Source organism: Leifsonia sp. McL0627 (assembly GCF_058244615.1).
Genome location: NZ_JBZCGM010000002.1, coordinates 519,234 through 532,815, shown reverse-complemented (window position 1 = coordinate 532,815; position 13,582 = coordinate 519,234). Strand labels below are relative to the sequence as shown.

General features: G+C 68.4%; 13 protein-coding genes. 6 read left to right on the top strand and 7 right to left on the bottom strand.

Annotated features, from left to right (window positions below):
- Positions 1 to 12: 12 nt before the first annotated feature.
- The 3 genes from AC37TH_RS02985 (at position 13) to AC37TH_RS02975 (ending at position 1,952) form a co-directional block, all read left to right on the top strand.
- Entirely contained in the window at positions 13 to 225 is a 213-nt protein-coding gene (locus AC37TH_RS02985) for a three-helix bundle dimerization domain-containing protein (protein WP_490762870.1), read from the top strand.
- 89 nt (positions 226 to 314) lie between these two features.
- On the top strand, positions 315 to 1,169 hold the full coding sequence (locus AC37TH_RS02980; RefSeq protein WP_490762869.1) for an alpha/beta hydrolase: 855 nt from the start codon (positions 315 to 317) through the stop codon (positions 1,167 to 1,169).
- Between the two features lie 6 nt (positions 1,170 to 1,175).
- Positions 1,176 to 1,952, top strand: a complete 777-nt coding sequence (locus tag AC37TH_RS02975; RefSeq protein ID WP_490762868.1) for an SDR family NAD(P)-dependent oxidoreductase — start codon at positions 1,176 to 1,178, stop codon at positions 1,950 to 1,952.
- A gap of 24 nt (positions 1,953 to 1,976) precedes the next feature.
- Here the strand turns inward: AC37TH_RS02975 and AC37TH_RS02970 are convergent, their stop codons facing one another.
- On the bottom strand, positions 1,977 to 2,576 hold the full coding sequence (locus tag AC37TH_RS02970; protein WP_490762867.1) for a TetR/AcrR family transcriptional regulator: 600 nt from the start codon (positions 2,574 to 2,576) through the stop codon (positions 1,977 to 1,979).
- 109 nt (positions 2,577 to 2,685) lie between these two features.
- On the opposite strand from AC37TH_RS02970, the gene AC37TH_RS02965 reads away from it, so the two are divergent.
- Both AC37TH_RS02965 and AC37TH_RS02960 read left to right on the top strand, forming a co-directional pair.
- Complete coding sequence (locus tag AC37TH_RS02965; protein ID WP_490762866.1) at positions 2,686 to 3,615, top strand: SDR family oxidoreductase; 930 nt, start codon at positions 2,686 to 2,688, stop codon at positions 3,613 to 3,615.
- Positions 3,616 to 3,689: 74 nt separating this feature from the next.
- Complete coding sequence (locus AC37TH_RS02960) at positions 3,690 to 5,435, top strand: cellulase N-terminal Ig-like domain-containing protein (RefSeq protein WP_490762865.1); 1,746 nt, start codon at positions 3,690 to 3,692, stop codon at positions 5,433 to 5,435.
- A gap of 27 nt (positions 5,436 to 5,462) precedes the next feature.
- Here AC37TH_RS02960 and AC37TH_RS02955 read toward each other — a convergent pair whose 3' ends face one another.
- On the bottom strand, positions 5,463 to 6,890 hold the full coding sequence (locus AC37TH_RS02955) for an APC family permease (RefSeq protein WP_490762864.1): 1,428 nt from the start codon (positions 6,888 to 6,890) through the stop codon (positions 5,463 to 5,465).
- Between the two features lie 151 nt (positions 6,891 to 7,041).
- On the opposite strand from AC37TH_RS02955, the gene AC37TH_RS02950 reads away from it, so the two are divergent.
- Positions 7,042 to 7,827, top strand: a complete 786-nt coding sequence (locus tag AC37TH_RS02950; protein ID WP_490762863.1) for a GntR family transcriptional regulator — start codon at positions 7,042 to 7,044, stop codon at positions 7,825 to 7,827.
- Here AC37TH_RS02950 and AC37TH_RS02945 read toward each other — a convergent pair.
- From AC37TH_RS02945 to AC37TH_RS02925, 5 genes are all read right to left on the bottom strand, one after another.
- Positions 7,819 to 8,781, bottom strand: coding sequence for an ABC transporter ATP-binding protein (locus AC37TH_RS02945; RefSeq protein WP_490762862.1), 963 nt, complete (start codon positions 8,779 to 8,781; stop codon positions 7,819 to 7,821). The genes AC37TH_RS02950 and AC37TH_RS02945 overlap by 9 nt on opposite strands.
- On the bottom strand, positions 8,778 to 9,644 hold the full coding sequence (locus tag AC37TH_RS02940) for an ABC transporter ATP-binding protein (protein WP_490762861.1): 867 nt from the start codon (positions 9,642 to 9,644) through the stop codon (positions 8,778 to 8,780). The genes AC37TH_RS02945 and AC37TH_RS02940 overlap by 4 nt, the downstream gene beginning before the upstream one ends.
- Positions 9,644 to 10,624 carry an ABC transporter permease gene (locus tag AC37TH_RS02935; RefSeq protein ID WP_490762860.1) on the bottom strand — a complete coding sequence of 327 codons (981 nt, stop codon included), beginning with the start codon at positions 10,622 to 10,624 and terminating at the stop codon, positions 9,644 to 9,646. The genes AC37TH_RS02940 and AC37TH_RS02935 overlap by 1 nt, the downstream gene beginning before the upstream one ends.
- A gap of 24 nt (positions 10,625 to 10,648) precedes the next feature.
- Entirely contained in the window at positions 10,649 to 11,632 is a 984-nt protein-coding gene (locus tag AC37TH_RS02930; RefSeq protein ID WP_490762859.1) for an ABC transporter permease, read from the bottom strand.
- A 66-nt stretch (positions 11,633 to 11,698) separates the two neighbouring features.
- Positions 11,699 to 13,378, bottom strand: a complete 1,680-nt coding sequence (locus tag AC37TH_RS02925) for an ABC transporter substrate-binding protein (RefSeq protein WP_490762858.1) — start codon at positions 13,376 to 13,378, stop codon at positions 11,699 to 11,701.
- Between the last annotated feature and the right edge of the window lie 204 nt (positions 13,379 to 13,582).

The following is a 13,582-nucleotide window of genomic DNA, read 5'->3' as shown; positions in this document are numbered from 1 at the left end:
AACGCTTCCCCCATGCCCGAGAAGAAGACCGAGCGCCAAGCGATCGACGACGTCATCAAGCGCCTCACCAAGAAATACCCGGACGTGTCCGAGAAGCACATCGAGAAGCTGGTCGAGGAGAACTACGACTCCTTCAAGAACGCCCGCCTGCGCGATTACATCGCAGTGCTCGTCGAGCACGGCGCGAAGTCCGAGATCCAGCAGGAGAAGCGCAAGAAGAAGTAGGTTTTCGCCCCTTCCGCCGCACGGCCGGGGCTCGCTACGCTCAGACCAGTCCGCGCCGCCGAGCGCCGACCCGAGAGCAAGGGTGTGGCATGAGCACTTTGACGCAATGGGAACTGGACGAGATCGCGAAAGCGAACGAGAGCGGGCGGCGGCCGGTGGTGTTCGTCCACGGGCTGTGGCTGCTGTCGAGCAGCTGGGCGCCGTGGCGCGCCCTCTTCGAGGACCAGGGGTATTCCACGATCGCGCCGGGCTGGCCGGACGACCCGGACAGCGTCGAGGACGCGCGGCGCGACCCGGAGGTCTTCGCCAAGAAGATGGTCAAGCAGGTCACAGAGCACTATCTGGAGGCCATCGACGCGCTGCAGCACGAGCCCGCAGTGATCGGCCACTCGTTCGGCGGACTGATCGCGCAGAAGATCGCCGGTGAGGGGGTCGCCGCGGTGACCGTCTCCGTCGACAATGCGCCGTTCCAGGGTGTGCTTCCGCTCCCGGCGTCCTCGCTCAAGTCGGCGGCTCCCGTCCTCACCAACCCCACGAACGTCGGCAAGGCCGTGTCGCTCACCTTCGAGCAGTTCCGCTACGGCTGGGCCAATCACGTGGACGAGGCCGAAGCGCACCAGCTCTACGAGACGTTCCACGTCCCGGCGGCCGGCGTCCCGCTGTTCCAGGCCGCGACGGCGAACTTCAACCCGTTCTCCGAAACCAAGGTCGACACCAAGAACCCCGAGCGCGGTCCGCTGCTACTGATCTCCGGCGACGGCGACCACACCGTGCCCCCGGCGATCATGGATGCGAGCTACAAGCTGCAGGCCCGCAACGAGGGCGTCACCCGCCTCGCACGCGTGCCCAACCGCGGTCACTCGCTCACCATCGACAGCGGATGGCGCGAGGTCGCCGACCTCGCGCTGGAGTTCGTGCAGGAGTTCGCTCCCGTGGAGGCGTGAGCTGACGTGGAGCTCGGACTCGACGGCAAACGCGTCATCGTCACCGGCGCGGGCCGTGGCATCGGCCTGGCCATCGCGCAGGCCTTCCTGGCGGAGGGCGCAACCGTTGTCGGCGCCTCCCGTCGCCCCACCGACGAGGTGTCAGCGCTAGCGGACGCGGACGACAGGTTCACCTTCTTCGAGGTGGACCTGTTCGACCCGCTCGGCCCGGCGGCGATGGTGGAGGCGTTCGACGGCTCCATCGACGTGCTGGTCAACAACGTCGGGTCCGCTCCGGTGCGTCCGGGCGGCTTCGACTCCATTGACGACGACGCCTGGGCCCAGACGATCGGGCTCAACCTGCTGGCGGCGGTGCGCGCCTGCCGGGCGGCGATCCCGCGTCTGGCGGAAGGCGGGAGCATCCTGAACATCGTGTCGGAGAACGCGATCCTGGCCGATCCCCAGGTGCTCGACTACAGCGCGGCCAAGGCGGCGCTGCTCAGCGTGACCAAGTCGTTGTCGAAGGAGCTCGGTCCGCGCGGGCTCCGGGTGAACTCGATCAGTCCCGGCCCAGTGGAGACCGCGCTCTGGCTGGGCGACACGGGCGTGGCGGCGACGGTGTCCAAAGCGCAGGGCATCGATCCCGCCGCTGTGCGGGCGGGCGCCGAGCGTCAGGCGGCGACCGGCCGCTTCACGCGCCCGTCCGAGGTCGCGGACCTCGCCGTCATGCTCTCCAGCCCGCGCCTCGGCAACCTCACCGGCGCCGACGTCGTCATCGACGGGGGCCTGCGCCCCACCATGTGACGCGCGCCTCACCGGCTCGATTGTTCAGGCGGCGAGGGAGGCGGCGGCGAGGGATTTGAGTTCGGCGAGGGCGGCGCGGACGTGAACGTCGATGGGGGCGGCGGGTGCGGCCGCGCCGCTCGCGGCGGCGAGGTCGGCGAGCCAGCGCTCGAAGCCGACCTTGAAGACGGTGACGGCGGACTCGGCGGCAAGGCTCGCCGCCAGCGCGGGCACCCCGCGTGCGCGGAGTGCGTCGGCGGCCGCGATGCCGAGCGTCGAGAGCTTGAGCAGTTCGCGCTCCTGCAGGCTCGCGTTGGCGGCGATCACCTGTGCGCGTAGCCGTGCGTAGTCCCGGCGCTCCTCCAGCATGCGCGACGCCAGGGCCAGCGCTTCGCCGGCGGCGTCGAGTGGCGAAGCATCGCCGGGGGCATCGGCGATCGCAGCGACCACGGCGTTCTCGAGCGTGTTCGACCCGTCGAACAGCACCTCGCGCTTGTCGGCGAAGTGCCGGAAGAAGGTGCGCTCCGTCACCCCGGCGCGTTCGGCGATGTCGGCGGCCGTCGTGCGGTCGTAGCCGCGTTCGGCGTACAGCTCGAGCGCGGCGCCTGCCAGGCGGCCGCGTGCATCCGGTTCCCATCGTCCCACGGGTCTGATTCTAGTGATGACAGTCGCTGTCATGTCGTGCTATGTTGATGACAGTTACTGACATCAGCGCTCGGCCTCGATGACCGGGCAGGAAAGAAGGACAGATCTCATGCGCGTTTTCGTCACTGGAGCATCCGGTTGGATCGGCTCGGCCGTGGTCCCCGAACTCCTCGCAGCCGGTCACGACGTGGTCGGCCTCGCCCGCTCCGACGCCTCCGCCGCAGCCCTCGCGGCCGCCGGGGCGCAGTCGCTCCCTGGCAGTCTCGACGACCTCGACAGCCTCCGTGCCGGCGCCGCGGACGCCGACGCGGTCGTCCACCTCGCCTTCAAGCACGACTTCTCCGACTACGTCGGTGCCGGACACACCGAGCGTGCGGCCATCGAGGCCCTGGCCGGAACGCTGGAGGGCTCGAACCGGCCGTTCCTGTTCGCCTCCGGTGTCGCTCTCCTCGCACCGGGCAGGCTGGCCACCGAACAGGACGTGTCCCCGTACGACGGCCCGGATGCGCCGCGCGGAGGGGCGGAGCCGTTCGCCCTCGCATACGCCGACCGCGGCGTGCGCCCGGTGGCTTTGCGCTTCTCGCCCACCGTGCACGGCGACGGCGACCACGGTTTCACGGCCGCCCTCGTCGGGATCGCGCGCCGAAACGGCGTCGCCGGATACGTCGGTGACGGTGCCAACCGCTGGCCCGCCGTCCACCGGCTCGACGCCGCGCACCTGGTGAAGCTCGCGCTCGACGCCGCGGGTCCCAGCGAGGACGCCCCGTCCATCGTCCACGCTGTCGCCGAGGAGGGTGTCGCCACTCGCGACATCGCCGAGGCCATCGGGCACGGGCTCGATCTTCCGGTCGCGTCCGTCGCGCCGGAGGATGCCGACGAGCACTTCGGCTGGCTCGGCCGGTTCTTCTCCGTGGACATTCCGGCGTCGAGCGCGCTGACGCGCGAGGCGCTCGGCTGGGAGCCGACGCATCCTGGGCTGTTGGACGACCTTGCTGCCGGGCACTACTTCCGGGCGCCCGCGGAGTCCCCGACCGCCTGAGTCCTGCCTGAGCCACCCTGGTACGCTTTTGGTAGCGCGTGGTATTACGCGTGTCTACATGCTGGGGAGGAACGATGGAAGCGGTCGGCACGACCCCCGCGGTGCTGGTCAACCACCTCGGCTACGAAACCGACGGTGTCAAGGCCGCCATCGTCGCCGCTCCTCCCCGGTCCACGGTCGAGTCCGTGCGCGTGCTCGACGATCAGGATGCGGTGGTCGCCTCCGCCCCGGGCGGCCCGCTCGTGCGGGTCGCCGGGTGGAGCGCCGCCGCCTACCTCCGGTTCGAGTTCACCGAGGTGACCGCCCCGGGCGCCTATCGGGTCGCCGCGACGGTCGACGGCGCCGAGGTGCGCAGCGAGCGCTTCACGATCGCCGACCACCGCATCCCCGCGCTGGTGGTCTCTGACGTCACCGCTTACTTCCGTTCTCAGCGGTCGAGCGGCGAGATCGACAGGAAGGATGCCGCGGCGCGCTTCTACGACGATGCCTCCGGCCGCACGGTCGACGCCCGCGGCGGCTGGCTCGACGCATCGGGCGATTACAGCAAGTTCCTCAGCCATCTCACGTATACGCGCATGATGAGTCCTCAGCAGATCCCGCTCTGCGCGTGGGCGCTCCTGACGGCGGGCCGCGAACTGCGGGAGGCGCATCCGGGGTTTGAGACCAGCCAGTATCCGCGGCTGCGCGACGAGGGGCTGTTCGGCGCCGATTTCCTCGTGCGGTTCCAGGCGCCGGAAGGCTACTTCTACACCGGCATCTTCGACGCGCTCACCAAAGACCTGGACGAGCGTGTCATCAACGCGCCCCTGCAGAACAGTGTGCGCACGCAGCGCTGGCAGGCCGCGTACCGGCACGGCGGAGGGCTCGCGATCGCGGCGCTCGCGCTGGCGTCGACCGAGAGCGTCTCCGGCGAGTTCGACGCGGACGCCTACTACGCCGCAGCGGTCAGGGGCTTTGAGCACCTGGAGGCGCACAACACCGAGTACCTGTTCGACGGCGCGGAGTCTGCTCTCGACGACTACTGCGCGCTGCTCGCGGCGGCCGAGCTCGCGCGGGCGGCGGAGCTGCGCGGCGACGATTCTGCGCGCGCCATCGCGGTGGCACGGCAGCGGGCGAGGTCGCTTGTTGCCCGGCTGCGGCACGACGAGCGCGGCGCGGCCTTCCTGGTCGGCGATGTCGACGGCCGGCCGTACTTCCACGCGGCCGAGTCCGGCCTGCCCGTCGTCGCGCTCCTGCGGTTCGCCGACATCGCTGATGCGCTTCAGGCACCGGATGCGACCGCCGCCGCCGACGCGCGCGCCACCGCCCTCGCGCTGATTCGCGGAACCCTCGCCAGGGTGGACGCCGTCGCCAACCCGTTCGGCCTCCTCCGCCAGCGGGTCCAGCCGACCGGCGGCGAGCCCACGGACTCGTTCTTCTTCCCGCACGAGAACGAGACGGGCTACTGGTGGCAGGGCGAGAACGCCGGGATCTCGTCGGTCGCTTACGCGGCGAGCCGCGCCTCCACGGTCGACGGTTGCGACGACGACACCAGGATGCGCCTGCGCCGGCTGTCCGCCGACCTCACCTCGTGGGTGGGTGGCCTGAACCCGTTCGATGCCTGCATGGTGCAGGGGCGCGGGCGCAACAACGTCGAATACTCGGGCGAGTACCAGAACAGCCCCGGCGGGATCGTGAACGGCATCACCGGCGGCTGGACCGCCGAGGACGACGTGGCGTTCCTCCCCGCCGACGCCCCGGGCGGTGAGGAGTGGCGCTGGGCCGAGCAGTGGATCCCGCACTCGGCGTGGTTCCTGCTGGCGGTCTGCGCGCAGCGTTAGCCGCACTGCGCGCATACCGGCGGCCGGTCAGGACGCGGCCGCTCCAGCGGGCGTCGACTCCTCCAGCAGCGGCGCAGGGTCCTCTTCCGAGAAGTCCATCACCGGCGGCTTGTGACGGAAGCCGCCCGTGATGATCGCGAGGATCGCCACGCCGACCAGCACCCAGATCCCGCCGGCGATGAACGTGGTCACCGAGAGGCTCGTCCACAGCCAGACGGTCAGCACGAAGCCGATGGCCGGGGCCACCACGTAGGCGAGCACCGCTTTCGCGCCACGCTGCTTGCGGTCGATGACGTAGTGCTTGATCACCGCGAGGTTCACGAAGCTGAACGCCACGAGGGCTCCGAACGAGATCACCGATGCCGCGATGTCGAGGGGGAGGAACAGTGCGCCGACCAGGCCGACGACCCCCACCACGATGACCGCGAGCCACGGCGTCTTGAAGCGTGGGTGCACCACGCCGAAGACGCGGCGCGGCAGCTGGCCGTCGCGCCCCATCGCATACAGGATGCGCGCCACGCTCGCCTGCGATGTCATCGCGGAGGCGAAGCTGCCGGCGATGTACGCGGCGGTGAAGAAGGTGAACAGGGCCGTGCCGCCGATGCGCGTCATCACGTCGAGCGGGGCGGAGTCGAGGTCGGTGAAGTTCTTGTAGTCGGGGAAGACCAGCCCGGCGATGTACGCGGTGACGATGAAGAGCAGGCCGCCGACCAGTGTGCAGAGCATGATCGCGCGCGGGATGGACTTCCTGGCGTCTTTCGCCTCTTCGGAGAGCGTCGAGACCGCGTCGAAGCCGAGGAAGGCGAGGGCGAGGATCGCCGAGCCCGCCGCGATCGACGAGAGCGGGGTGCCCGCCGAGAAGAACGGCGAGATGAGGTCGGGGATCTGCGCCACGCCGGTGAGGTAGGCGATGCCGGTGACCACGAAGACCGCGATGAAGACGATCTGCACGCCGACCAGGGCGAGGTTCGCGCCGGAGACCAGGTTGATGCCGATCACGTTCAGGATCGTCACGAGCAGCACGGACGCCACCACGAAGGCCCAGGCTGGCACGGCGGGGAAAGCGGCGTTCAGGTAGATGCCGATGACGAGGTAGTTGAGCAGCGGCAGTGCGAGGTAGTCGAGCAGCAGCGTCCAGCCGGTGAGGAAGCCGAGGTGCCGCCCGAACGACCGCTGCGTGTACGTGTACGCGGAGCCCGCCACCGGATACGCGCGCACCATGTTGGCGTAGCTGTACGCGGTGAAGAGCATGGCGATCGTGGTGACCAGGTAGGCGCCGGTGAGGTGGCCGTTCGTCGTGTCCGTGACGAGTCCGTAGGTGGTGAAGACGGCCAGCGGCAGCATGTATGCCAGGCCGAACAGGAGCAGGGCGGGCGTGCCGAGGGCGCGCTTGAGGCGGGGTGCGGAGGCGGTGGCGCCGGTCGCGGCGTTCGCCTGGCTGGAGGTTCGGGTCACGGGTGTTCCCTTCGTTGCGTTCACTCGTATCGATGTGGGAAAGCGTTTACCCGTGAATGTACACCTTTGGTACACGATTGGTTAAGCATTTCTTGAAAGTCCCCAAGTGGTATGAATGAGGCGTGCGTTGGGCCAGCGGAGGGTGTCGCCTGTGATCGAAGAAGCCGAGGACACGGCGGGGGCCGTCGCCGTCATCCGACCCGACTACCCGGAACCGCTCTGGATCCAGGCCGTCAACCTGATCAACCGCGAGATCGCGGCGGGCGTCCTCAAGCCGGGGATGCGCCTCCCGCCGGAGCGCGAGCTCTGCCAGCAGCTGAGCATCTCCCGCGTCACGCTGCGCAAGGCGCTCGGCAAGCTCGTCGAGGACGGCGTGCTCAGCGCCTCCCACGGGCGCGGCTGGTACGTCGCGGAGACGGCGGGGCCCGCCGCGGTGTCCGGCACCGAGTTCCCGAACAGCCTGGAGTCGTTCACCGAGACGGCCGCCAGGATGGGACTCTCCGCGGGCTCCCGGGTGCTGCGCGCCGAGACCAAGCCCGCGACGCTCGACCAGGCGGAGGAGCTCTCCATCGCGCCTGGCACCCCGCTGTTCCACCTGGAGCGCGTCCGCCTGCTCGACGATGTGCCGATCGCCATCGACGTCACGCGCATCCCGGCCCAGTTGGCGCCGTCGCTGACTGAGGCGGACTTCTCGGAGGATTCGCTGTACGAGAAGCTCGCCGAAGTGGGCATCGAGCCGCTCCGTGCCGACGCCACGATCGAGGCGCGCGAAGCAGACGCGACCGTCGCAGAGGAGCTGGACCTCGCGGTGGGCAAGCCGGTGCTCGTGATGCGGCAGGTCGCGGTCGACCGCAGCGAGCATCCACTGTTCGTGTCGACGATCACGTATGCGGGCGACCGCTACCGCCTCAGGACGTTCTTCGCCCGCTCACGCTGACGGCGCGAGTGACGACGGCGCGAGCGTCGCGAGCAGCGTCGCGACCGCCGGGTCGTCGTCCCAGGTGCGCGCCCAGTGCTCGCCGTCGGCGCTCTGGCCAGGGTCGCTCTCGGTGATGAGCACGTGCGGGGCGTCGCGGTAGCGTTCGGGGTCGACCACGAACGGCTCCGACTTCGGGTCGGGCGCCGCGCGCACCAGCAGCTGCGTGTACGGATGCACCGGGTTCAGGATGACCTCGCTCGACCCGCCGCGCTCCACGACGCGGCCGTTGCGAAGCACGACGATCTGCGATGAGAAGTGCCGCGCCGTCGCCAGGTCGTGCGTGATGTAGAGCACGGCCAGGTTGCGCTCCTTCTTGAGGTCGTCGAGCAGCTGCAGGATCTCCAGGCGGATCGACACGTCGAGCATCGACACCGGCTCGTCGGCGATCAGCACCTCCGGCCGGGGTGCGAGCGCCCGCGCGATGGCGATGCGCTGCCGCTGCCCGCCGGACAGCTCGTGCGGGTACTTCGCGAGCATCGCGTCGGCCGGGCCGAGGTTCACCGAGTCGAGCAGGCGGCGCAGCTCGCGCTCCTCCTCCTCCTTGTTCTTGACGATCCCGTGGATGCGCAGCGGCCTCGCCAACTGGTGCCGGATGGGCAGCGACGGGTTCAGCGACGAGAACGGGTCCTGGAACACCATCTGCACGCGCGACCGGTACCGCTTGGTCGCGCGTCGGCCCTTCCCGATTGCGTCGCCGTCGAGCGTGATGTCCCCGGCCGTCGGCTCCACCAGGCGGATCAGCATCTTGGCGATGGTCGACTTGCCGCTTCCGCTCTCGCCGACCAGGGCGACGGACTCTCCTGGACGCACGACGATGGAGACGTCGTCGACCGCGCGCAGGATCTTGTTGCGGAGGCCCGTGCCGCGGATCTCGTAGTTCTTGCGCAGGTGCAGCGCTTCGAGCGTCGTCATGCGGTGACCTCTTCTTCTCGGTCGACGTAGCGGGTTCCGGTGAGCGGCACGTCGCCGCGCAGGCTCGGGAACGACCGCAGCAGGTGCCTGGTGTACTCGTGCGACGGGTTCTCCAGCAGCACGTCGGGGGTGTCCTCCTCGACCAGCCGGCCGGAGAGCATGATCCCGACCCTGTCGCTGATCTCCAGCAGCAGGCCGAGGTCGTGCGTGATGAACAGCACGGCGAAGCCGAACTCGTGCCGAAGCCGGTTGATCTCCTCCAGGATGTTCCGCTGCACCACCACATCCAGTGCGGTGGTGGGCTCGTCCATGATGATCAGCCGGGGTCGCAGGGCGAGGGCCATCGCGATCATGACGCGCTGGCGCATCCCGCCGGAGAGCTCGTGCGGGTAGCTGCGCAGCCGGTCGGCTGGGATGCCGACGGTCTGCAGGAGCTCGGCGGCGCGCTCGCGGCGCTGCTTCCTGTTCAGGCCGGACTTGTGGTCTTTGAAGACGTCCTCGATCTGCGGCCCGATGCGGTGCACGGGGTTCAGCGCGTTCATCGCGCCCTGGAAGACCATCGAGATCTCCTGCCAGCGGAAGGCACGCAGTGCCGGACCGTCGAGGGTCAGGATGTCGGTGCTTCCGCCGTCCTCGCGCTGCCAGTCGATGGAGCCGCCGGTGATCTCGGCCGGAGCCTGCAGCAGACGGGTGATCGTGTACGCGAGCGTCGACTTGCCGCAGCCGGACTCCCCGGCCAGGCCGACGATCTCGCCCGGATGGATGTCGAGCGACACCTTGTTGACGGCGCGCACGGGGGAGGCGGTCTGATAGTCGACGGTGAGGTCGCGGATGCTGAGGAGGGGTGTGCGGTCGTCGGTCATCAGTGGGCGCCCTTCGCCTTGCGTGCCTGCTTGACGATCGCTGCCGTGCGCAGGCGCGGGTTGATCCGCTCGTCGATGCTGAAGTTGATGAGGCCGAGCGCCGCACCCAGGATGGCGATGCAGAGTCCGGGCGGAACGAACCACCACCACGCGCCGAGAGTGATCGCCTGCGCGTTCTGCGCGAAGAACAGGATGCTGCCCCACGACTTGCCGCCCGGAGCGCCGAGCCCCAGGAACGACAGCCCGGCCTCGGCGAGGATCGCGCCGAGCGCTCCGAAGACGAACTGCGCCGCGATGATCGGCATGAGGTTCGGCAGGATCTCGCGCAGCATGATGCGCCAGTTCGACTCGCTCGCCACGCGTGCGGCGTCCACGTAGTCGCGGGAGCGCACGGAGAGCGTCTGCGCCCGGAGCACGCGCGCAGCCCCCGCCCAGGAGACGAGCGCGATGACCACCGAGATCACGATGATGTCGCGCGACTCCACGTAGTCGGTGACGATGATCAGCAGCGGAAGGCCCGGGATCACCAGGAAGACGTTGCTGATCAGCGACGACGTGTTGTCCCAGATGCCGCCGAGGTACGCGCCGCCGATGCCGAAGAGCATCGACAGGACGACGGTGATCGCGCCGGCCACGACGCCGATGACCACGGAGCCGGTCGTGCCCGCGACCACCTGACCGAGCACATCCTGGCCGATGTTGGTGGTGCCGAACAGGTGGTCGAGCGACGGCGGCTGCAGGCCGACAGGGCTCGACTGGTTGGGGTTCGGCACCAGGAACGGCGCGACGATCGCGAGCAGCGCGAAGAACGCGCAGACGCTGATGCCCACCCAGAACTTCCAGCCACGGGAGGTGCGCGTCTTGCCGGTGCTGCGGCCGGCGGCCCGGAAGAAGCCGGTGCGCGGCGATCCGCCGTCCGCGAGGTCGGGCTCCGCCCCGGACAGCTCGGGGTCGGCGAGTTCTTGTTGCGTGAAGCTCATGGTGATCTCCTAGTCCGTCGCTCGTCAGTTCGCCAGCCGCGTGCGCGGGTCGATGAAGCCGTAGATCAGGTCCACGACCAGGTTCGCTCCGAGCACGGCGAGGGTGATGACGAGGAACAGCGCCTGCATCAGGGGGTAGTCGTTGTTCTGCACGGCGGTCAGCAGGGTGAAGCCGACGCCGGGGTAGCCGAAGACGCTCTCCGTCACGACGGAGCCGTTGACGATGAAGCCGAGCGACATCGCGAAGCCCGCGACCGACGGCAGCAGGGCGTTGCGCATCGCGTACGACCCGAACACTCTGCGCTGGCGGAGGCCCTTGGCGCGGGCGGTGACCACGTAGTCCTCGGCCATCGTGGAGACCATCATGTTGCGCGTGCCGAGCAGCTGCCCGGAGACAGAGGCGAGCACGATCGTGATGGCGGGCAGCATCCCGTAGAGGAGGACGGAGCCGATGAACTCGGGCGTGAAGCCGGGCGTGATCGTGAAGTCGTAGCCGCCGCTCACCGGGAACCAGTGCAGCACCGACCCGAAGATGTAGACCAGCACGAGCGCGAGCCAGAAGTACGGGATGGCGGAGAAGAACGTCGATGCGGGCAGGATCGCGTCTGTCCAGGTGCCGCGGCGCCAGCCGAGCCAGGAGCCGAAGACGATGCCGATCAGGTAGCTGATGACGGTGGCGAGGCCGACCAGGCCGACGGTCCAGGGCAGCGCCTGCATGACCACGTCGATCGCGGGGGTCGGGTAGTAGCTCACCGAGAGGCCGAAGTTGCCGGTGAAGAGGTTGCCGAGGTAGTGCACGTACTGCACGATCAGCGGATCGTGCGAGACGCCGAACTGCAGTTCGAGCGCGTGCCTGGCCTCCGGAGGCATCGGGGCGACGCCCTGGGTCTTGGCCAGGATGACGTCGACCGGGCTGCCTTTGACGAGCCTGGGCAGCAGGAAGTTGAGGGTGATCGCGATCCAGCCGGCGATCAGGTAGAAGCCGAGCTTGCTGAGGTAATAGCGCATTGGGGGGTGCTTTCCGCCGGTGTCCGGGGCGGGAGGCGACCGTGACGGCCGCCTCCCGCGCGCGAGTTACTTGACTGGTTTCAGCTGCTTGGCGATGAAGCCGATGTTGCCGGACAGCCAGTTGGACGGCGTGGCCCAGAGGTTGTCCGTCGTGGGCATCCCGGTGAAGAACTGGTCGCGGTAGGTGGTGACCGCTCCGTTCTGGCTCAGGATGATGTACGGCTGGTTCTCGGCGAAGTACGTGCCGAGCGCCTGGTATGCCGCGGTCAGCTTGGCCGGGTCGTTGGTGCTACCAGCAGCGGCGATGAGCTTGTCGACCTCGGGGTTGCTGAACCGGACGAAGTTGGCGTTCGCCGTCTGGCCGACCGGAGCCGACTTCGCGGAGTCCAGGCTGTCGCTGAACTGCTGGAACGGGTTGGGTCCGGTCGGGATGCGGTCGTCGAGCAGGTCGAACGTGCCGTTCTGGCGTTCGGTCGAGTACGCGCCGAGCGAGAGCTCCTCCGGCGTGGCCGTGACGCCGATCTTGGCGAAGTCCTGCACGAGCAGCTGGTTCGCGGTGATCGTGTCGGTGTAACCGGTGACCGTGGTGAGCTTGAAGGTGACCGGCTTGCCGTCCTTGCCGATGAGCTTGTCACCGGAGTACGAGTACCCGGCGTCGGTCAGGATCTTCTTGGCCTGGTCGATGTTCTGGTCGAGCGTCTTGCCCTTGTATGCGGCGGGGATGTACGCCTCGTCGCGGGGCTGCAGCAGGCTGGTCGGGTTGCCGGGGGTGTCCGTTCCGCCGAAGGCCTGCTTGATGATCGAGTCGCGGTCGATCGAGAGGCTGAGCGCCTGACGGAAGGCCACGTCGTTGAACGGCGCCTTGGTCAGGTTGGGCAACAGCGCCTTGATGTCGGCGGGGATCGACGTGTACTTGTTGTGCTTCGGGTCCTTGTCGACGAACGACTTCTGCACGTCCTGGAGAGCGATGCCCGCCCAGTCGATCTGGCCGGCGTTGAGCGAGTTGAGCGCGGCGGCGTTGCCGGTGGAGGTCACGAGGCGGATGCCGGGGATGGCCGGCTGGCCCTTCTCGTAGTAGTCCTTGTTGGCGACGAGCGTGACCGACTGCGGCGTGAACGCCCCGAACGAGAACGCTCCGGTGCCGATCGGCTTGGTGTTGGTGGTCTTCCCCGGGTCGGAGATCGTCTTCCAGATGTGCTCGGGGACGATGAAGGTCAGCCCGAGAAGGCGGTACTCGTTGGGGTAGTCCGGCTGGGTGAGGGTGATGGTGGCGTGCGTGTCGTCGACGGCCTTCGCCTCCGCGATCTTGAGGCCGTAGAGGTTGAGCGCCGGGTTCGCCTTGAGCAGGTTGTACGTGTACGCCACGTCCGCGGCGGTGAACGGCTTGCCGTCCTGCCACTTCACGCCGCTCTTCAGCGTGATCGAGTACGTGAGGCCGTCGGGGCTGACCGTGTATTCGGTGCCGAGCCAGGGCTGGGGCTTCTCGTTCTTCGCGGAGTTGAAGTAGAAGAGCGGTTCGTAGACCGCACCGAGGACCGCGCCGTTCGCTCCGTAGGCCACGTCGCTCACGAAGGGGTTGAAGTTGTCGGTCAGGTTGCCGGGGTTGCCGGAATAGACGTTGATGTACCGCGTGCTCGGCGAACTGGTTGCTCCAGTGCCGGAACAGCCCGTGATGATGAGCGTGGCGGCGGCCACGGTCGCGATCGCCGCGGCGACGCGCATCCGTAACGGTTTGCGTGGTTGCACTTCACTTCTCCTCTGAATTGCCCGATGGGTTGTGCTGTGGGTTGGTTCATGTGGCCGGCAGTGACGTATGCCCCAATGCAGACCGTGTGTTGACGAGAGAGTACATTGATAGACCAAGAGGTAGCAAGAGGTATTTGTTTCTGGAAGATTAATTCCGATTCAGTAGACCAATTGCGTACCACATGGCTACTATGTGGATCACGC

Coding starts and splice junctions, on each gene's coding strand:
- AC37TH_RS02985 (WP_490762870.1), top strand. CDS start 13: ATGCCCGAGAAGAAGACCGAGCGCCAAGCGATCGACGACGTCATCAAG.
- AC37TH_RS02980 (WP_490762869.1), top strand. CDS start 315: ATGAGCACTTTGACGCAATGGGAACTGGACGAGATCGCGAAAGCGAAC.
- AC37TH_RS02965 (WP_490762866.1), top strand. CDS start 2,686: ATGCGCGTTTTCGTCACTGGAGCATCCGGTTGGATCGGCTCGGCCGTG.
- AC37TH_RS02960 (WP_490762865.1), top strand. CDS start 3,690: ATGGAAGCGGTCGGCACGACCCCCGCGGTGCTGGTCAACCACCTCGGC.
- AC37TH_RS02945 (WP_490762862.1), bottom strand. CDS start 8,781: ATGACGACGCTCGAAGCGCTGCACCTGCGCAAGAACTACGAGATCCGC.
- AC37TH_RS02940 (WP_490762861.1), bottom strand. CDS start 9,644: ATGACCGACGACCGCACACCCCTCCTCAGCATCCGCGACCTCACCGTC.
- AC37TH_RS02935 (WP_490762860.1), bottom strand. CDS start 10,624: ATGAGCTTCACGCAACAAGAACTCGCCGACCCCGAGCTGTCCGGGGCG.
- AC37TH_RS02930 (WP_490762859.1), bottom strand. CDS start 11,632: ATGCGCTATTACCTCAGCAAGCTCGGCTTCTACCTGATCGCCGGCTGG.